The following is an 18,975-nucleotide window of genomic DNA, read 5'->3' as shown; positions in this document are numbered from 1 at the left end:
TTATGAATATTTTAAGAACTGCCTTGATCGTTCTTTCTGTTTTTAATTTAACAGGCTGCCTTACAATTAACTTGTCAAATACTATTAGAGATAGTAAATATTACACTGAGGAATCACTATTCGATACTGTAACTGATATTTATGTTAGCAAACATTCATCACATAGCATTCAATTGGGTGGAATGAATAGTTCTTTTTTGGTACTTGATGGTTCTGCCGGATTAAAAACACTTCTTTCCTCATCATTAATGAATGTCAATAATTTATCATTAAAACAGAATGGTGGATTCAGTCTGTATAAAGATAGCGATTATACAAAAATTTATGTGAAAATTGATGTACTTTATTCATTCTCAAACACAGATGAAGCTGGAAGTAATGAGTTACTTTCTAAAACGGAATGTCAACCAAATGCGTTAAAGGAATGTGTTTTTGAAATTAGTGATTTAATGGGTGATTATAATCAAAAGCCAGTTAGAGTTGAAGAGCAAAATGTCATTCATTTACAAAAACCACTAGTGTTAAACATGAAAAGATACACTGAGCACACGCCTCTCAGCTCTTATGCTTTAATGTTACTTTATCCAGTGACTATTCTCCTTGATGCTGTGACCATTCCAGTGCAGATTTTCATCATTCCATTTGGGATGGGTACTGTAGGTAAATAAGGACATAACCATGAATGGCGTAATTCGACTCAATGATCCGCTAGTGAGCGGTGGAAAAGTGATTAAAGCGTCCGGCGCGGACTTTATGGGAAAACCTGTGGCCCTAAAAAACGATCTGGTAATGTGCCCTGAGCACAAAGGAACGTTCCCTATCAACGAATGCCACCCGACCTGGACGATGAACGGCCGTGGCGTGGTCGTGGATGGCTGTAAAGCCGCGTGCGGCTGTGCCATTCGCACCACGCTCCCCACTGCGGGGGCTGTTTGATGAACTGGTGGTTATTCTCAAAACAGAATGAATTTGATGAGAAGTATCCCTATCTTTGGATATGTCTCTTATATGTGGTCGTCGTGGTTATCTGCCTGGCCGTCAGGGCTGTCACCTGGCCGGGTAATAAACATGTCGATCTCGATTTTCTTGCCCAGTCTGTGGTGATTCCGGTTGTTTTCCTGACGGGGTTCGTACAAGTGTTCTCTGCCGTGTATCACGGGCTCAGGCACTACATGGAAACGCGGTTGCTGATTGCGGCCGAACAGGAATATAAGGTTGTCAGCTACGCCAGGGGCAACATTACCCTGGCAGGCTGGTCCGTGCTGACTCCTCCAAAGGCAACGAAAGAACTGGCGCTGAGTATGCTGAAACTGGAGGGGGAGTTTCCGCTGGCCGCTAAAATGCGGTTGAAAATCGAACTGGAAGCATCGTTCGATTTCACGAGAGCCGGGCAGGCAATGATCCACATTCTGGAGCCGATGGCAGGAAAACTTTCTAAGTATCAGCAGATTGAAGCGCTTGTGTGGGTTCGCGGTGGGGACGTATCCTGTAGCGATGAACTCCGTCGTGTGCTCGAACGGTTAGCAATCTCTGCTAAAAAAATTACTTTTTTGCCTGAATGTCCGGACTATACGCAAGTCACGGAATGGATAAAGCAGACTAACGGGTATGTTGTTGAACGGCTGCTTATCAGTGTAGACCTTCATTCTGACGAAGAAGAGTCAAAACAGATGGAAAATGTTACTGCGCTTCTCTTCACGAATTACTACGTCAAAACAGAAGGAGAAAAACGGGTTTATCTTTACCAGCCGATGACGGGGGTTACAGACGTTGAAACAACAGTACCTGTTTATCTGCGAGCGGAAGCTGTCAGTAAACCAAAACAACTCTGGTATACCGGACTCTCTCGCACGGAGAAGTACCCGCTGCTGGAAGTGCTGGATGAGAAAAAGGCCGTACCGGACAGGCTGGATCTTGAAATGTCACTCGGTGAGCATTCTGCCGGGTACGTCTGGCTGATGCTGGCACTGGCATCAGATGCAGTGGTGTATGCGCAGGGTGATCAGCTGGTGGCAGCTTCCGAACAGAACAGGTTTTCAATGACGGCTCTGTCGTCCCGATTAACTCGCCAACCTGATTATCCCCAGCAGAAACGATACACGACACCGTGGGAAGTTTGTGGGATCGCCGGGCTGATGTTCTTTTTTGGAATTATGATAACCATTGGCACTTTTGGTGAGGGCGGTAAATCTATATCCGGCTGGTTTTTAATTATAGTGGCTGTTCTATGCATAGTTATATTTTGTGGTATGGGGGCATTTTTTACCTGGTTTTATGGTGATAAAGCTCGTGAGCATATGGGAATGTAACAATGAATTTATTGCTCTGATTTTACCTTATAAAGCTGTTTTTTATTATAATGGTTTAGCTGTAGGCGTAATACTTGCGTTAATGGCAGTGTATGTTGATTTATCATTTGATTACAGAAGCAGAAAATACTGGTGTGTGCGCAATAAATTAAAGACATTGAAGGATTCTCCGAAAACCTACCTGTTGTAACTGTTGAGCTACTGTATTGCGCTGGCAGTCGGGTCTTAGACGCAGAAAGCGTAAATTCATACTTTCGGCTGGAATCGCTACACTGAATGTAACGATATATTTCATGGGAAGCATGTGACGTTAACTGGAGGTTTCGATGAAAGCTGCGCACCTGGTTTGCCTGCTCGTTTGCCTGTTGTTCGCCGCGTTTGTCCACGCTCAGGAGAAGGACGATCCGGCGAAAGATGCCCAGATAAAACAGCAGGTTCTGAAAGATGTGAAGAAAACCTGCACGCCACAGAAAAAGCAGAGCGATAAGGCCTGGCAGGCAATGATTTTGTCGTCGGAGGCCAACCAGTTGCTGATCAAAAACGCCATCACCGCCGTGAAGCGCGACAATCTGGACGCCTACTGGGATGCCGTCAGTCAGGTGGATTGTATGGAAGATTATTGAGAACTGCTTGCCGGGTGGCGCTGCGCTTACCCGGCCTGGAAAATATTTTTAGCGCTTACGCATGTCCGGAATAATTAAATCCCCGCGCAGCACGTACGACCCCAGCATCTGCGTTTTCTCCGTCAGCCAGCTCACAATGCGCGCAGCCATCGCGTCCATGGAATATTCAATCGCCGGGATCACCGGAATACCCGGCAGATGCAGCGACCCGCCCAGGCTGAAGACCATAATATCGTCCGGCACCGATTTATTAAACGCCTGCAGCTGCGGGATCACCCGCTGGGCTTCCTGCTCGTCCGCCACCAGCAGCGCGTTGAAATTCAGGGTGCTGGCGTTGTTAAGCAGCTCCTGCAGCGCAACGGACGAGGAGGTGGCATCCATGAAGACCAGGCTTCGATTAAAGGGCAGGAAATTTTTCTCCAGCGCGTGCTTGTAGCCGAGCAGCACCTGGTCGGCAAAACCGCTGCCGTGCGGGTGGATCAGCGCAATCTGGCGACGCCCCTGGCTGGTGAGGTAGTTACAGGCGGTTTCGGCGGCAAAAGCGTGATCGAACTGGATGCTGTTGGCGTTTTCGGCTTCCATACAGTCAACCAGAATGATGTTGTCCATATCCACATCCAGCGGGAAACGCGCGCCAATCACCAGGATGTCGTCACACAGGCCGCAGGAGAGTTCTTCGAGGGCGTGCATCACTTCCGCTTTGCTATGCGCGAAGCGCAGCAGGAGGTGTTTTTGATGCTGGCTGAGCTGTTTTTCCAGCGCATACAGATAACCGGTGGTCTGGTTAATGTTTTCCTGCGCGCAAATGACGCCAATACAGCCCGTCGACTGACTGAGCAGCGACTGTGCAATCACGTTAGGCCGGTAGTTCAGCTCATCCACCGCTTTCAGAACGGCCTGACGGCTGGCTTCCTTTACGCCACGCGACCCGCTCAACACCCGTGATACCGTGGCTTTGGACACCCCGGCCAGACGTGATACATCGTTGATTGTAGACATCTCTCTCCCCTGGCAGGCCGACTTCACGCCTGCAAATTCCATTACCGCTACGGCTCAGATTATAGCCAGAACGGAGTATATCCGTTTCCGTTTTTCATGGAAACCGATTTTCCGTTTCCACTCAAAATGATGTCAAAACAGCCAAATTATGTGATGCACATCCGGTTAATTAGCCTCATAAGTAAGGGATCTTGATGGTTGTCACACTTCTGTCTTTTATGAATGGAAACCGGTTTCCGTATCATGTCCAATCATCCTCGCAATAACTTTTTACATTTAGAGGATGGTTGTCGATGTTCAAGATTATGCTGTGCTGCTCTGCCGGGATGTCCACCAGCCTGTTGGTCAGCAAAATGGTCGATGTCGCGAAAGAACGTGGTTTGCCGGTGAAGATTGATGCGTACGGTGTTTCCGAATTTGATACGCAGTTTCCGCAATACCAGGTTGTCCTTCTCGGACCGCAAGTGAAATACATGTTAAAGACACTCTCAGACAAGGCGGCGACGCAAGGCATTCCGGTACAGCCCATCGACATGATGGACTACGGCATGCAGCGTGGCGATAAGGTACTGGACTATGCTCTGTCGCTTATCGAAGCGGCACACTAAAAGGTGTTCACATGAGTTCGTTATATCAATCCATGGTCGCGGTGATTGAGCAGTCAATTACCCCGCTGGCCGCGAAGCTGGGTCAGCAAAAGTATGTGATTGCCATCCGCGACGGCTTTACCGCCGCGCTGCCGTTTATGATCATCGGCTCGTTTATGCTGGTGTTCATCTTCCCGCCGTTCTCGGCGGATACCACCAACAGCTTCGCCCGCGGCTGGCTGGATTTTTCCCAGACCTACCGCGAGCAGCTGATGCTGCCGTTTAACCTCAGCATGGGCGTGATGACCTTCTTCATCTCGGTGGGGATTGGGGCGAGCCTGGGGCGTCAGTTCAACCTCGACCCGGTGATGTCCGGCCTGCTGGCCTTTATGGCCTTCCTGCTGGTTGCCGCGCCCTATGCCGACGGCAAAATCTCGACCCAGTATCTCTCCGGCCAGGGCATTTTCACTGCGCTTATCACCGCGATTTACTCCACCCGCGTCTATGCGTGGCTGAAGCAGAACAACGTGACCATCCGCCTGCCGAAGGAAGTGCCCACCGGCGTGGCGCGTTCGTTTGAGATCCTGATCCCGGTGATGGTGGTGATCGGCACGCTGCACCCGCTGAACCTGTTCATCGAAGCGCAGACCGGAATGATCATCCCGCAGGCAATCATGCACCTGCTGGAGCCGCTGGTGTCCGCCTCTGACTCCCTGCCCGCCATTTTGCTCTCCGTGCTGCTGTGCCAGATCTTCTGGTTCGCCGGTATCCACGGCTCGCTGATCGTCACCGGCATCATGAACCCGTTCTGGATGGCAAACCTCTCCGCAAACCAGGCGGCGCTGGCGGCAGGCGCGGCGCTGCCGCACGTTTACCTGCAGGGCTTCTGGGATCACTACCTGCTGATTGGCGGCGTAGGCTCCACCCTGCCGCTGGCGTTCCTGCTGCTGCGCAGCCGCGCCACCCACCTGCGCACCATCGGCAAAATGGGCATCGTGCCGAGCTTCTTTAACATCAACGAACCGATTTTGTTCGGCGCGCCAATCATCATGAACCCGATGCTGTTTATCCCGTTCGTGTTCGTTCCGCTGGTCAACGCCTGCCTGGCGTACGGCGCAACCAAGCTCGGCTGGCTGGCGCAGGTTGTGTCGTTGACTCCGTGGACCACGCCTGCACCGATTGGCGCGTCATGGGCGGCAAACTGGGCGCTCAGTCCGGTGATCATGTGTCTGGTCTGTATGGTGATGTCCGCGCTGATGTATCTGCCCTTCCTGCGCGCCTATGAGCGTACGTTGATGAAAAACGAAGAGCAAAAAGCCCAGGCAACTGTTGGTAACGCTGAAGCCGCAAGCAATTAAGTCAAAGAGGAATGGTCATGAAATACGCATTTCCCGATAACTTCTGGTGGGGCAGCGCAAGCTCCGCTCTCCAGACGGAAGGGGCAAGAGAGGGGGAAACCACGTGGGATTACTGGTTTGCCCGCGAGCCGAACCGTTTTCACAACGGCGTGGGGCCGCAGCAGACCTCCACGTTTTATCAGCACTGGAAAACGGATATTCAGCTGTTAAAGCAGCTGAACCACAACAGCTTTCGCACCTCGATTAGCTGGGCGCGCCTGATCCCCGACGGTATCGGTGAAGTGAACCCGGAAGCGGTCGACTTTTACAATCAGGTCATTGATGAGCTGAACGAACAGGGCATCACGCCGTTTATCACCCTGTTCCATTTCGACATGCCGATGGCGATGCAGGAAATTGGCGGCTGGGAAAACCGCGACGTGGTGGACGCCTACGCCCGCTATGCGCAAATCTGCTTCGAGCTGTTCGGCGATCGCGTGCTGCACTGGTTCACCTTTAACGAGCCGATCGTGCCGGTGGAAGGCGGTTATCTGTACGACTTCCACTATCCGAACGTGGTGGATTTTCGTCGGGCGGCCACCGTGGCGTACCACACCGTGCTGGCCCATGCGAAGGCGGTTCAGGCCTACCGCGCCGGGCATTACGCGGGGGAGATTGGCATCGTGCTGAACCTGACGCCGTCGTACCCGCGCTCGCAGAACCCGGCGGACGTGAAGGCGGCGCACATTGCGGACCTGATGTTTAACCGCAGTTTCCTCGACCCGGTACTGCGCGGCGAATACCCGGCGGACCTGGTCGCGCTGCTGAAATCCTACGATCAATTACCCGCCTGTAAACCGGAAGACGGTTTCCTGATTGCGGAAGGGAAAATCGACCTGCTCGGCGTGAACTACTATCAGCCGCGTCGCGTGAAGTGTCGCGACAGCGCGGTGAACCCGCAGGCGCCGTTTATGCCGGAGTGGTTCTTTGATAGCTACGAGATGCCGGGCCGCAAGATGAACCCGTACCGCGGCTGGGAAATCTACGAGCCGGGTATTTACGATATTCTGGTTAACCTGCGCGACAATTATGGCAATCCACGCTGCTTTATTTCTGAAAACGGCATGGGCGTCGAAAACGAGCAGCGCTTTATTGAAAACGGCCAGATTAACGATCAATACCGCATAGAGTTTATTTCCGAACATTTAGCCTGGCTGCATAAGGGTATTAGCGAAGGGTGCAATTGTCTCGGTTACCATATGTGGACGTTTATTGATAACTGGTCGTGGTGCAACGCGTATAAAAATCGCTACGGATTTATTCAGCTCGATTTAGAGACGCAAAAACGCACCATTAAGAAAAGCGGAGAGTGGTTTGCCGCCACCGCGTTAAATAATAGTTTTGATAAAGAGTAATGATGATGATCGCACTAGAAGAAGCCGTAATGGAAATTATCGTCAATGCCGGACAGTCCCGCAGCCTGTGCTTTGAAGCGCTGCACGCGGCGCGCCAGGGCAACATTGACGAGGCCAAAAGCCTGCTGCGCGAAGCCGACGGCTACGCGCGCCAGGCGCACAAGATGCAGACCAAACTGATCGAGCAGGATGCGGGCGAAGGCCGCCAGCCGATGACGTTAATTATGGTGCACGCGCAGGATCATTTAATGAATTCCTTATTAGCGCGTGAATTATCCGAAGAAATTATTCATTTATACCAGAGATAATCTATGGCGAAATAATTACTGTAATACCTCTGTACCCTAAATAGAGATCCACTTGTTCTGATGATAGCGACATACTCTGTCAGATCGGAGCGGGATGGTTATTGTCTGAATAAAATTAAACTATATTGAGATAACCATGAATACGATTAAAAAACTTCCATTAACCATGGCGGTTATCGCCGCGCTTTGCCCAATTTCCGTGCTCGCACAAGAATTCACGCAGGAGCAAATCGACGCCATTGTGGCGAAAGCGGTGGATAAAGCCCTGGCCGAACGTCAGGCCAAAATGGATGCGGCGGTCGCGAAAAAAGCGGACGTGGTAACCGAACCGCAAAGCGCGGCGCAGTCTCCGGACATGGCGATCCCATTCGGGATTAAATTTACCGGCTACGCCCGCTACGGCGCGCACTTCCAGGCCGCCGATCAGAAATACGTCGCGGTGGACGGCTCCTACAACGGCGCGTCCGCCATTGGTCGTCTGGGCAACGAAGGCAACGGCGGGGAATTCCAGCTCTCCAAGGCCTTCAAGGGTGAAAACGGCGCCATCTGGGACATCAACGTGATGATCGACCACTGGGGCGACGAAGTTAACCTGAAAAAAGCCTACGCGGGGGTGACCAACATTATGGCCTCCAACCCGAACGCCTACTTCTGGGCAGGCCGTGACTTCCACCAGCGTCCGCAGCAGGGCATCAACGACTACTTCTGGATGAACCACGACGGCCAGGGCGCCGGGGTGAAGAACTTCGACATCGGCGGCGTGCAGTTCGACGTGGCCGCCGTTGCGGCAGTGGAATCCTGTAGCCCGGAAGTGATGGAAGATGAGGCCAACCCGTCGCGCATCACCTGTACCGGCGGTTCCGGCACGGGCGACAAAGGTAACTATGCCGCGACATCAAAAATCCACGGCATGAAGCTTGGCCCGATCGACATGGAGCTGTACGCCAACTACGGCTTTGACTCCAAAGCGGTGGAGAGCGACGAGCGTCTGAACGCCTGGCAGGGCGGCGTGGTGCTGAGCCACACCAACGACAGCGGCGTGAACAAGGTGATTGCCCGCTACTCCGATAACGCGGACAACAGCGTGTTCAACAAAACCGAGGATCTGACCACGGTTTACGCCAGCTTCGAAGGGCTGTACAAATTCACCCAGGCCACGCAGGTGGAGTACATCCTCGCCTTCCACGACTACGACAACAGCCGTGACAGCACCGACAACCGTAAGAACTACAACGCCATCGTGCGTCCAATGCACTGGTGGAACGACGTTCACTCCACCTGGCTGGAAGCGGGCTGGCAGCACGTTGACTACGACAACGGCGGCGACAACAAGGGCTGGAAGCTGACCCTGTCGCAGAACATGTCTATCGCCATGGGGCCGGAGTTCCGCCCGATGCTGCGCTTCTACGTGACCGGCGGCAAAGTGGATAACGAACGCACCGCGCGCGTGAACAACACCAAAGACGAAACCCTCGACGACTTCAACGTCGGGGCGATGTGGGAGGCGTGGTTCTAGTACGGCGCCGTTTGTTTCGCCCGGCGGCGCTGCGCTTGCACGGGCCTACAAAACCTTGTAGGCCGGGTAAGCGCAGCGCCACCCGGCAAGATCCCATGTTATGCTAGAAAAAAATTAACATCGCAGGGGAGAACATGGGTTCCACACGTAAAGGGATGCTGAACGTCCTGATCGCCGCCGTTTTATGGGGCAGTTCAGGCGTTTGCGCGCAGTACATCATGGAGAAAAGCCACATTTCTTCGCCTTACCTGACCATGGTTCGCCTGCTGTTTACCGGCGTGATCCTGCTGACGCTCTCCTTCGTTCACGGCGACAAGATTTTCTCGGTCATCAAACATCGCAAAGACGCCCTCAGCCTGCTGATTTTCTCGCTGGTCGGTGCGCTCACCGTGCAGCTCACCTTCCTGCTGACGATTGAAAAATCCAACGCTGCGACCGCTACCGTGCTGCAGTTCCTGTCACCGACCATCATTGTGGCGTGGTTCGCCCTGGCGCGGAAAAAGCGTCCCGGCCTGTTTGTGCTGTCGGCCATCATGACGTCGCTTGTCGGTACCTTCCTGCTGGTCACCCACGGCGACCCGACCTCGCTCTCCATCTCGCCTGCCGCGCTGTTCTTCGGCATCGCCTCGGCGTTTGCCGCCGCGTTTTACACCACCTATCCGTCAACGCTGATCGCCCGCTACGGCACGCTGCCGATTGTCGGCTGGAGCATGTTGATTGCCGGGTTAATGCTGACGCCGTTCTACGCCGGGCGCGGGACCACGTTCGTGATTGACGGCAGCCTGCTGCTGGCGTTTTTCTATCTGGTAGTGATTGGCACCGCGCTGACGTTCAGCCTGTACCTGAAAGGCGCGCAGATGATTGGCGGACCGAAGGCGAGCATTCTGAGCTGCGCCGAGCCGCTGAGCAGCGCGCTGCTGTCGGTGATTTTGCTGGGCGTGGCGTTCACCCTGCCGGACTGGCTGGGGACGCTGCTGATTGTGTCGTCGGTGGTGCTGATTTCGATGGATTCGAGAAGACGGGTGAAGGCATCGGCATGATCTACGAATAATAATGATAGCGGCACATTAAAATAGTGAGAGCGCTATCCGACACCCCGTAAACCAGACGGTCAGTATCATTGATCCGGCGGGACCAGTATCCGGAAAGATTACCCTTAAGCGGTTCCGGCTTACCCAGGCCATCGAAGGGTTGACGCTTCGCATCTTCAATCAATTTATTGATTCTGCGAAGCGTTTTCTTATCCTGCTCCTGCCACCACAGGTAATCATCCCAGCCGTTATCAGTCCAAATCAGTAGCCTGGTCATCTATCAAATCCCTCTGCGTGGTTTTTCCGGTGTTTACCTGTGCGATTGACTCCATCAGTCGACTGGCATTGGCAGGCGAACTCATCAGATGGATGGTTTCCATCATCGAGTTGTAGTGCTGTAAAGACATCACCACCGCATCTCCCCCGTTTCGGCGGCTGATGATGGTTGTCTCCACATTGTCATTCACGTCGTCCAACACATCTTTGAGTCGGCTTCGTGCTTCGGTAAACGTCACAACCTGCATATTTCCTCCTGTACAAGTTACGGTACAAGTATATCGATGAAGTGACTATTTATCAATCAGCGTGCCTTCACCTTCCCTGCCACCAGCAGCGCCGTCAGTAGCATCAGCGTACCGGAAATCACCAGCGGTGACGTCAGCCCCAGATGGTCGAGCGCCACGCCGCCAATGGCCGCACCGCAGGTGTTCGCCAGCTGGATCACCGCCACCTGAATCGACCCGGCTTTTTCCGCCTGATCGGCCAGAGAGCGGGTGATCCACGTCGACCAGCCCACCGGCACCAGCGCAAAGGCAAAGCCCCAGATAATCGCGATGGCAGACGCCACCCACTTATCGCTGCCCCACAGCACCAGCACCGTGGCGCTCGCCGCCAGCACCAGCGGCGCGCCCGCCAGCGCCACCTTCAGGGAGCGTTTCAGGAACTGCGACGACAGCGAGGTGCCGACAAAGCTGGCGATACCGAAGCTCAGCAGCACCAGCGTCAGGCCGTCAACGTCAAAACCCGCCATGGTCATGTACACCGGGCGGATATAGGTGAAGAAGGCAAACTGCCCGGCAAAGGCCATGAAGATGGCGGTCATCCCCGCCAGCACGCCAGGGCGCTTCAGCAGCGCGAACATGTTCTGCTTATGATGCGCCGCTTCGCCCGGCAGCGACGGCAGCGCTTTCCACACCCAAATGATGCAGAGCAGGCCCATCACCGCCGCGGCGTTGAAGACGTTACGCCAGCCGATAATCCCGCCGAGGAAGCTGCCCAGCGGTGCGGCAATCACCAGCGCGATAGAGACCGCACCGAAGATAACGGACAGCGCTTTTGGCACCGTGCGCGCGGGCACCAGGCGCATGGTCAGCGAAGCCGACATCGCCCAGAAGCCGCCTAACCCCAACCCCAGACAGGCGCGACCGAGCAGCAACAGGGTGAAGCTTTCAGCAAAGGAGACCAGCAGGCAGGAGAGCGTCAGCAGCACGCTGAACAGGATGACCACCTTGCGGCGGTCGATGGTGCCAATCACCTGGGTGATAAACAGGCTGGCGAACATCGCCACAAAGGCGGTGACGGTAACGGACTGCCCCGCCACGCCCTCGGAAATGCCCAGATCCTGCGCCATCGGCGTCAGCAGGCTTACCGGCAGAAACTCAACGGTAATCAGGCAGGCGACGCAGAACGCCACGGAGAAAACCGCCGACCAGTTGGGGCGAGAAACCTCTTTGGTCTGCGGTCTGATCGTGGGCTGGATATGTTCTGTCATGGCGTCACCTGAAGATAAAAACGTGCGGAAAAGTCGCGCAGTTTATCATCAAAAGTGTGACGGATTTAACGATTTGACAACTTTTCTTGCATCGCCGCATTCGCCAGCCCGACGATCCACTCCTGATGCCCGTTAATCATCGGGTTCGGCACGGTGCGAGCAAGTTCCTGCGCTGGTGCGCCTTTCTGCGATTCCTGAGTCAGAATGCGCACTCGGTTTCCGGGCAGGTCTTCAAACAGCCAGGCGTGGATCACATCCAGACGAGAATTCGCATCCCCTTCCACCCAGCCGTGCCACGCGATACGCGCGGCTTCACCGTCCACAGGTGGAACATACTCCGTTACCTGCGCCTCAACCGGAAAGCCAAAGGTGGTAAAGCGAAAGCGAGCGTTAGCACTCAACGCCGGGCCGCTGCCGTCATGGAAACGGATATCCTCGGCGTTGCTGTAATAAGACGGCCACAGGGTGGTGTCGTTGAGCTGCGCCCAGATCTCTTTCGCGCTCAGCCCGGCGACGATGATTTCGTTAGATGCAAAGTTATCGGTGGTGCCTGGCAGGTAGTCGTTCGGCCAGATAATTGCGGATTGTTTCATGGTTCACCTCATCGTTTTAGTGGATGAGGTGATGGTGCGCCCGTGAGTGGTATAAATCTAATGACGATGCTTTATACTCTTCATCACGGTTCGTGATATCAGTGCAGGTAAAACACACCCTCTTCCGGCAGGAAGAGCTGGTTATAGCGTAGCTGGAAGGCGTTAAGCTCCTGCGGGTCGGGCTCCATCTCGCGCATGAAGCCAAGCGCCAGACGAATTTGCGCATCGGTAATGGGTGCGGCCAGGCGAGCTTTACGCAGCAGGCGGTGCCAGGTATGCAGGTTCTCTTCGCTACCGTCGACAATGCAGACCTGCCAGATCAGCAGTACCTGCGCCGCGTTTTGCAGATGCGCCTCGTCCGGCCGTTCAAGGTAGCGGATAAACTCATTGCCCGATGTTTTACCAAACTGGTCGATCATCGACTCAACCGGCATCGGGGTGATCCCCAGACGCTCGCTTAAACGTTTGATGGCGCGGCGGGAATCTGAGGTCAGGACGCGAAATCCAACCACAAAGACCACGGCAAGCGTTGCCAGCATTATCCAGACCATGCGTTCTCCTTAGACTAGCCGCTCATCATAGCGGGAAACGCAGCGCGTCGACAGCGGGCAGCACCATAATAGTGAACGGAAAAGAGGTGGAAAAACGTCATGAAAGCAGATCTGCGCACGCTGGATCTTAACCTGCTGAAAACGCTCGACGCCCTGCTGGATGAACGCAGCGTCACCCGCGCGGCGGCGCGTCTTGCCCTGACTCAGCCCGCCGTAAGCGGCATGCTCAACCGCCTGCGGGATTACTTCGACGATCCGCTCTTCATCCGCGCCCCGCATGGGATGGTGCCAACCACGCGCGCCGAAGCGTTAGCCGCTCCGGTGAAGCGCATTCTCGCTGATATCGACGTGCTGCTACAGCCCGTGGCGTTTGACCCGATCACCGCAACGCTCACCTTCACCCTCGCCGCGACCGACTACGCCCTGCGCGCGGTGGTCGTACCCTTTATCGCCGCCCTTAAAGTGCAGGCGCCTGGCATTCGCGTGCGCGTGGTGCCCGTAGAATCGGGTCGCCTGGTCAGCCAGCTTGAACAGGGCAGCGTTGACGTGGCGCTGATCACCCCACATACCACGCCCGATGAGCTTCACAGCCGGGCGCTTTATGATGAACGGTACGTTTGCATGATGCGCGCCGACCACCCGGATGCAGGAAAGACCATGACCTTAGACCGATTTTGCGCGCTGGAGCATGTGCTGGTCTCTTACGAAGGCGACGGTTTTCGTGGCGTTACCGATGGCGCGCTGGAGAAAATTGGCCGCATGCGGCACGTGGGGCTTTCGGTGAGCAACTTTTTGGTGCTGCCGGACGTGCTGGCCCTCAGCGATATGATTGCCGTCGTGCCGTCACGCATAGCGGAAAACCAGACGGGAATGTTCGTCTGCGAGACGCCCGTTCCCGTGCCCGGCTTTACTAAAAGCATGGCCTGGCACGGCAGAACGCACCGCAATCCCGCGCAGGCGTGGCTGCGCGGGCTGTTGCTGGAGACCAGTCAGCGCGCCTGAAGCCCCTTCAGCAGCGCCTCGAGGAAGCGTGCGGGATCCTGCATCTGCGGCGCGTGGCCCATGTCGTTAAATTCCACCAGCGTCGCGTGCGGAATGCGTTTCGCCGTCTCTTTACCCAGCACCGCATAGTTGCCAAGCGTCTTGCGGATCTCCGGCGGGGCGAGATCTTTCCCGATGGCGGTGTTGTCCTTCGTTCCGATCATCAATAATACCGGCATCTTCAGGTCGCTAAATTCGTAGATCACCGGCTGGGTATAAATCATGTCGTAGAGCAGCGCCGAGTTCCAGGCCACGCGTTCTTTACCCGGCCCGTTGTTCAGCCCGGCAAGCATGGTCACCCAGCGCTCGTATTCCGGCTTCCACTCCCCGGCGTAGTAGGTGTTTTTCTCGTACTGGCGAATGCCGTCGGCGCTGACCTTCAGCTCGCGCTGGTACCACTGATCGACCGTAATATGCGGCACACCGCGCGCTTTCCAGTCTTCCAGGCCTATCGGATTGACCATCACTAGCTGTTCCACCTGCTGCGGCCACATCAGCGCGTAGCGGGTCGCCAGCATGCCGCCGGTCGAGTGGCCGATGACCGTCACGCGATCGACGCCGAGCGATTTCAGCAGCGCGTGGGTGTTATCCGCCAGCTGCTGGAAGGTGTACTGATAACGCTCCGGCTTGGTGGATTTACAGAAGCCGATCTGGTCGGGAGCAATCACCCGATACCCGCTGGCCGACAGCGCGCGGATGGTGCCGTCCCAGGTACCGGCGCAGAAGTTTTTGCCGTGCATCAGCACCACGGTGCGGCCATTGGGGTTTTCCGGCTTAACGTCCAGGTAGGCCATATCCAGAGGCTGGTTTTGCGAGGTAAAGGCAAAGTTTTTTACCGGCCAGCCATAGTCAAAACCTTCCAGTTTCTCGCCGTAGGTAGAGTTATCCGCGGCCATCGCGGGGGACGCCAGCGCCATCAGCAGCGCCAGGCAGGACAATCGTCGGGTCAACATGCAGGTTCTCCATTCTAAGGCTGCACGAATGGCGGCAGCAAAAACACTTTAGAGCATGGAGAGGAGCGGGTGTGTAAAGCGGGGTAAAGGTAGAGCCTGTAAATAAAAAAGCCCGGCATAGCACCGGGCAAAGAAGTCACCTGCACACTCAGGCTGCTTTCAATTTCTGCTTTTGCGCACGATTCTCACGGCGAATCTTACGTTCTTCCAGCACCGCGACCATCGCCATCAGGACGATACAGCCGATTGCTGCCGTATCCAGCGCCGCGAAGGTGCCCGCCCAGCCGGTGAGGCCGAAAATTGGCGTGCCGTCGGCGATCATCCCCAGGCCCAGCTTGGCGAAGCTGTCGCCGATCAGGTAGGCGAAGGTGCCTTTAATTCCATCGGCGGCGCCGATCGCTTTTTTCGGGACGAAGCCCACTGCCGCCACGCCGATCAGCAGCTGTGGACCAAACACCAGGAAGCCGAGCGCGAACAGGGACGCCAGGTAAACGTACTGGTTGCTGGCGTGCTGATAGACGCCGAGCGTGGCGATAATCAGCGCCAGCGCGACGCAGGCCACCAGCGCACGACGGCCGTTGGCGAGGTCGGAGAGCCAGCCCCACAGCAGCGTGCCGACCAGCGCGCCCACTTCGAACAGGGTGAAGCCCTGAATCGCCACTTCTTTAGAGAGCTTCAGCTCCTGGAAGGCGTACACGGTCGACCACTGGTCGATGCCGATACGCACCACGTAGAGGAAGATGTTTGAGAAGCACAGCAGCCAGATCACTTTGTTTTTCAGCACGTACTCAACAAAGATCTGCCATTTGGACATCTCGTTTTCTTCGGTCTCTTTGTCCTCTTCGCTGATCTCCTCGCCGAACAGCTCTTCGGCTTTGCCAAGGCCGTACGATTCCGGGGAGTCGCTGCCGTAGCGCAGGCCGATAAAGCCGACAATCAGGGCAATAATCGACGGGAAGATAAACATGCCGATCACGTGGCCGTCGAACAGATAGTTTGCGCCGAACAGCGCTACGCCAGCCGCACCCGCCCCGCCGAGGTTGTGGGAGATGTTCCACATGCCGAGGTAGGAACCACGCTTGCGGCGCGGGGTCCATTTGGTGATGGTGGAGTAGCTGCACGACCCGCCGGTACTCTGGAAGAAGCCGCTCAGGGCGTAGAAGGCGATCATCATGAACAGACTGACGGAGCCCGCGCCCATGCTGGCGCTAAAGCCGAGCATACAGATGGCGGAGAGGATCAGCATAAACGGCAGGAACTGTTTGGTGTTTTTGCCGTCCGCGTAGTAGGAAACGACGGTTTTACCTACGCCATAGGTGATGGAGAAGCCCAGGCCAATCATCCCCAGCTGCGTCATGCTCAGCCCGTAGGTTGAGATCATGTCGTTCTGCGCGATGTTAAAGTTTTTGCGGATCAGGTACATGGTCAGGTAGCCGATGAAGACCACCAGATAGGACTGCATGAACGGTTTGAACCACATCTTGCGCCGCACGTCGAGCGGCAGATCCAGGGTCGGCTTGCGCACCTGATTTAAGAAGGCCAGCATGACTGAGTTACTCCTGAGCTGATTTTTGCAGCATTGTAAAAATCAGCCGGGAGAGATGCCTGAGACAGCGTCCAGGTAAAACCGGGAAAATTTCTTAGTTTTGCGCCATTCGGGGTGAAAAGGTGAGACGCATCACGCTTCGCTCACCTCGCGCGGCGCCTGCGCGTGCAGGAACGGCAGCAGCAGCAGAGCGGATATCCCCGCCGCGATAGCGATCACCGCAAAGAACCCGCTCCAGTGCCAGACGTCGATCACCCGCGCCAGCGGCCAGCCGGAGAGCGATGCGCCAAGGTAGGCAAACAGCCCGACAAAGCCCGTCGCCGCGCCTGCCGCCTCTTTGTGGGAACACTCCGCCGCCGCCATGCCGATCAGCATCTGCGGGCCAAACACGAAGAAGCCGATGGTAAAGAAGCACGCCGCCTGCATCACGTAGCTGGCGAACGGCATCAGCCACAGCGAGCCGACGGAGAGCAAAATCCCGGCGGCGAAAATCAGGTTCATCGGGCCTCGGTTGCCGTTGAACAGCTTGTCCGATCCCCACCCCGCCACCAGCGCGCCGATAAACCCGCCCAGCTCGAACATGGTCACCGCCGAGTTAGCGGTCACCAGATCCACGCCGAGCGTCTCGGACATGTACAGATTGCCCCAGTCGTTGATGGCCGCGCGCACCACGTAGACCAGCACGTAGCAGAGCGACAGCAGCCAGATGTACGGATTTTTCAGCACGTATTTTGTGAGGATCTCCCTGCGGGTCAGCCCCGCGCCTTCCTGCTGCTGGGCAATCTCCATCTCGTCGTGCCGCCAGTCGCCCACCGGCGGCAGGCCGACGGTTTGCGGCCTGTCGCGCAGGCGCCAGCAGAGGAACAGCCCGGCGACAATCGCGAGGCCACCGGCAATCATCATCCCCGCGCGCCAGCCGTAGTGCAGCGCTGCCGCGCCCACCACCATCGGGATCAGCGCCCCGCCGACGTTATGCGCGGTGTTCCAGATCGCCCACCAGCCGCCGCGCTCGTTGCGCGAGTACCAGGCGGTGAGCAGACGAGCGCAGACCGGCGCGCCCCAGCCCTGGAAAAAGGCGTTCAGCGCCCACAGCAGGGCAAAGGCCCAAAGCGAGGTGGAGAAACCAAACAGGATGTTCACCACCCCGGTGGCGATCAGCCCAACGCCCATAAAATAGCGCGCGTTGGAGCGGTCGCTGACGATGCCGGAGAAGAACTTCGACAGGCCGTAGGTGATGTAAAACAGCGTCGCCAGCAGGCCGATATCGGTACGCGTCATCACGCCGCTGGCGAGGATTTCCGGCGCGGCGGCGTTGAAGCTTTTGCGGGTGAAGTAGAACAGCGCGTAGCCGAGCCAGATGGTAATCAGGATATGGCGACGCCAGTAGCGGTAGCGGGCGTCGATTTCCGCTTTGTCGCCTATCGGCGCGGCGCTGGCAGGGGTTTTAAACATGATAACTCCGTAGCGGCAGGCTGACGCTGACGCGCGTCCCGTGAGTGCAGGAGATGCTCAGCGTGCCGCCGAGCGCCTTCACGCGCTCGCGCATGCCCGCCAGGCCAAAGCCCTGCTGGCCGGATCCCGGCGGCAGGCCGCAGCCGTCGTCTTCAATCACCAGCATCAGGCGCTCGTCCTGCTGCCAGCCCTGGATCGTGACCGCGCTGGCGCTGGCGTGCTTGACGATATTGTTCAGCCCCTCCTGACAGACGCGGAACAGCGTCACGCGCTGGCCTTCGCTCAGCGCAGGCTCGTTAATACGCCAGTCGAGATGGCTGACAATGCCGCGGCTTTCCAGCTCCATCTCGCGCATCAGGGAACGCACCGCCTGCTCAAGCGACAGGTCGTCAAGCTGGCGCGGGCGCAGCCGTCCTAACAGTCGACGAACGGAGTCATAGACGCCCAGCGAAAGCTGTTCGATATGCGCCCCGCCCTGCTTCACGCCCGCGTTTTCCGCCGCCAGGCGCTGAACAATGCCCGCCTGCGTGCGGATAGCGGTGATGGTCTGGCCGATATCGTCGTGCAGCTCGCGGGCGACCTCCTGCCGCACGCTCTCTTCGGTTTCCAGCAGACGCTCCGCCAGACGGCGGTTGCGCGCCAGCTCGGTTTGCAGGGACTGGTTCAGCTCGCGCAGGCGCTGTATGCCCGCGCCGAGCAGCAGCCCGGTCAGGCTCTGGACCAGCAGGGAAAGCAGCAGATCCACAGGATGATCGTGCCAGGTCTGGCTGGCAATCAGCGCGATGGCGTTCATTAGCGTCGCGATCAGCGCTCCCTGCCAGCCGTAGTGCCAGGCCAGGGCAATGATCGGCAGCGCAAGGCAAAATGGGGTAAAGCGTGAAAGCTCGGCGGGAAGGCCAAGCTGGAGCCACAGGCTCACCACAAACAGCAGCAGATACCAGAT

Annotated in this window: 21 protein-coding genes; 11 read left to right on the top strand and 10 right to left on the bottom strand. The window is 56.3% G+C overall.

Annotation, left to right across the window (positions count from 1 at the left end):
• Window positions 1-2: 2 nt before the first annotated feature.
• The 4 genes from K5E19_RS16535 (at window position 3) to K5E19_RS16520 (ending at window position 2,932) form a co-directional block, all read left to right on the top strand.
• The gene (locus K5E19_RS16535; RefSeq protein ID WP_221552146.1) at window positions 3-668 is read left to right on the top strand and encodes a hypothetical protein; all 666 of its coding nucleotides are present in this window, start codon (window positions 3-5) and stop codon (window positions 666-668) included.
• A gap of 10 nt (window positions 669-678) precedes the next feature.
• Window positions 679-936 carry a PAAR domain-containing protein gene (locus K5E19_RS16530; RefSeq protein ID WP_023333978.1) on the top strand — a complete coding sequence of 86 codons (258 nt, stop codon included), beginning with the start codon at window positions 679-681 and terminating at the stop codon, window positions 934-936.
• Window positions 936-2,309 carry a hypothetical protein gene (locus tag K5E19_RS16525; RefSeq protein WP_221552145.1) on the top strand — a complete coding sequence of 458 codons (1,374 nt, stop codon included), beginning with the start codon at window positions 936-938 and terminating at the stop codon, window positions 2,307-2,309. Before K5E19_RS16530 ends, K5E19_RS16525 begins: the two co-directional genes overlap by 1 nt.
• Window positions 2,310-2,635: 326 nt before the next feature.
• Window positions 2,636-2,932, top strand: coding sequence for a YicS family protein (locus K5E19_RS16520; RefSeq protein WP_010426504.1), 297 nt, complete (start codon window positions 2,636-2,638; stop codon window positions 2,930-2,932).
• A 48-nt stretch (window positions 2,933-2,980) separates the two neighbouring features.
• On the opposite strand, the gene K5E19_RS16515 is transcribed toward K5E19_RS16520, so the two are convergent.
• Window positions 2,981-3,931 (bottom strand): LacI family DNA-binding transcriptional regulator, encoded by a 951-nt coding sequence (locus K5E19_RS16515; RefSeq protein WP_221552144.1) that lies wholly within the window; start codon window positions 3,929-3,931, stop codon window positions 2,981-2,983.
• Between the two features lie 293 nt (window positions 3,932-4,224).
• Here K5E19_RS16515 and K5E19_RS16510 point away from each other — a divergent pair, with 293 nt between their 5' ends.
• The 6 genes from K5E19_RS16510 to K5E19_RS16485 all read left to right on the top strand — a co-directional run bounded on the left by K5E19_RS16510 (window position 4,225) and on the right by K5E19_RS16485 (window position 10,134).
• On the top strand, window positions 4,225-4,539 hold the full coding sequence (locus K5E19_RS16510) for a PTS sugar transporter subunit IIB (protein WP_010426508.1): 315 nt from the start codon (window positions 4,225-4,227) through the stop codon (window positions 4,537-4,539).
• Between the two features lie 11 nt (window positions 4,540-4,550).
• Window positions 4,551-5,876, top strand: a complete 1,326-nt coding sequence (locus tag K5E19_RS16505) for a PTS sugar transporter subunit IIC (protein ID WP_221552143.1) — start codon at window positions 4,551-4,553, stop codon at window positions 5,874-5,876.
• A gap of 17 nt (window positions 5,877-5,893) precedes the next feature.
• Window positions 5,894-7,270: a glycoside hydrolase family 1 protein gene (locus tag K5E19_RS16500; protein WP_221552142.1), complete on the top strand. Its 1,377-nt coding sequence runs from the start codon at window positions 5,894-5,896 to the stop codon at window positions 7,268-7,270.
• Window positions 7,271-7,275: 5 nt separating this feature from the next.
• Window positions 7,276-7,578, top strand: coding sequence for a PTS lactose/cellobiose transporter subunit IIA (locus tag K5E19_RS16495; protein WP_029741865.1), 303 nt, complete (start codon window positions 7,276-7,278; stop codon window positions 7,576-7,578).
• Between the two features lie 136 nt (window positions 7,579-7,714).
• Window positions 7,715-9,094, top strand: a complete 1,380-nt coding sequence (locus tag K5E19_RS16490; protein WP_221552141.1) for a carbohydrate porin — start codon at window positions 7,715-7,717, stop codon at window positions 9,092-9,094.
• Window positions 9,095-9,228: 134 nt separating this feature from the next.
• On the top strand, window positions 9,229-10,134 hold the full coding sequence (locus tag K5E19_RS16485; protein ID WP_205916114.1) for an EamA family transporter: 906 nt from the start codon (window positions 9,229-9,231) through the stop codon (window positions 10,132-10,134).
• 1 nt (window position 10,135) lies between these two features.
• Here the strand turns inward: K5E19_RS16485 and K5E19_RS16480 are convergent, their stop codons facing one another.
• The 5 genes from K5E19_RS16480 to K5E19_RS16460 all read right to left on the bottom strand — a co-directional run bounded on the left by K5E19_RS16480 (window position 10,136) and on the right by K5E19_RS16460 (window position 13,040).
• Entirely contained in the window at window positions 10,136-10,402 is a 267-nt protein-coding gene (locus tag K5E19_RS16480) for a Txe/YoeB family addiction module toxin (protein ID WP_041911701.1), read from the bottom strand.
• The gene (locus tag K5E19_RS16475) at window positions 10,377-10,649 is read right to left on the bottom strand and encodes a type II toxin-antitoxin system Phd/YefM family antitoxin (RefSeq protein ID WP_080329782.1); all 273 of its coding nucleotides are present in this window, start codon (window positions 10,647-10,649) and stop codon (window positions 10,377-10,379) included. Before K5E19_RS16475 ends, K5E19_RS16480 begins: the two co-directional genes overlap by 26 nt.
• 56 nt (window positions 10,650-10,705) lie before the next feature.
• Window positions 10,706-11,896, bottom strand: a complete 1,191-nt coding sequence (gene nepI / locus K5E19_RS16470) for a purine ribonucleoside efflux pump NepI (RefSeq protein WP_221552139.1) — start codon at window positions 11,894-11,896, stop codon at window positions 10,706-10,708.
• A 65-nt stretch (window positions 11,897-11,961) separates the two neighbouring features.
• Window positions 11,962-12,489: an SRPBCC domain-containing protein gene (locus K5E19_RS16465; protein ID WP_221552136.1), complete on the bottom strand. Its 528-nt coding sequence runs from the start codon at window positions 12,487-12,489 to the stop codon at window positions 11,962-11,964.
• A 98-nt stretch (window positions 12,490-12,587) separates the two neighbouring features.
• A complete protein-coding gene (locus tag K5E19_RS16460; RefSeq protein ID WP_024907368.1) occupies window positions 12,588-13,040 on the bottom strand; it encodes a DUF1198 domain-containing protein in 453 nt (150 codons plus the stop codon).
• 99 nt (window positions 13,041-13,139) lie between these two features.
• Here K5E19_RS16460 and K5E19_RS16455 point away from each other — a divergent pair, with 99 nt between their 5' ends.
• Window positions 13,140-14,042, top strand: coding sequence for a LysR family transcriptional regulator (locus K5E19_RS16455; protein WP_221552135.1), 903 nt, complete (start codon window positions 13,140-13,142; stop codon window positions 14,040-14,042).
• Here the strand turns inward: K5E19_RS16455 and K5E19_RS16450 are convergent.
• From K5E19_RS16450 to uhpB, 4 genes are all read right to left on the bottom strand, one after another.
• Window positions 14,030-15,034 carry an alpha/beta fold hydrolase gene (locus tag K5E19_RS16450; protein ID WP_221552134.1) on the bottom strand — a complete coding sequence of 335 codons (1,005 nt, stop codon included), beginning with the start codon at window positions 15,032-15,034 and terminating at the stop codon, window positions 14,030-14,032. The two genes, K5E19_RS16455 and K5E19_RS16450, sit on opposite strands and share 13 nt — an antisense overlap.
• A 148-nt stretch (window positions 15,035-15,182) precedes the next feature.
• The gene (gene uhpT / locus K5E19_RS16445; protein WP_221552133.1) at window positions 15,183-16,580 is read right to left on the bottom strand and encodes a hexose-6-phosphate:phosphate antiporter; all 1,398 of its coding nucleotides are present in this window, start codon (window positions 16,578-16,580) and stop codon (window positions 15,183-15,185) included.
• 132 nt (window positions 16,581-16,712) lie between these two features.
• Window positions 16,713-18,032: an MFS transporter gene (locus K5E19_RS16440; RefSeq protein ID WP_023333956.1), complete on the bottom strand. Its 1,320-nt coding sequence runs from the start codon at window positions 18,030-18,032 to the stop codon at window positions 16,713-16,715.
• Window positions 18,025-18,975, bottom strand: a 951-nt coding sequence (gene uhpB, locus K5E19_RS16435) for a signal transduction histidine-protein kinase/phosphatase UhpB (RefSeq protein ID WP_221552132.1), incomplete at its 5' end; no start/stop codon positions are given. The genes K5E19_RS16440 and uhpB, both read right to left, overlap by 8 nt.

This window comes from Enterobacter sp. RIT637 (genome assembly GCF_019718755.1).
Lineage (GTDB): Bacteria > Pseudomonadota > Gammaproteobacteria > Enterobacterales > Enterobacteriaceae > Enterobacter.
Note: the sequence above shows the minus strand (reverse complement) of the source record. Positions and strands in the feature narration are given on the sequence as shown.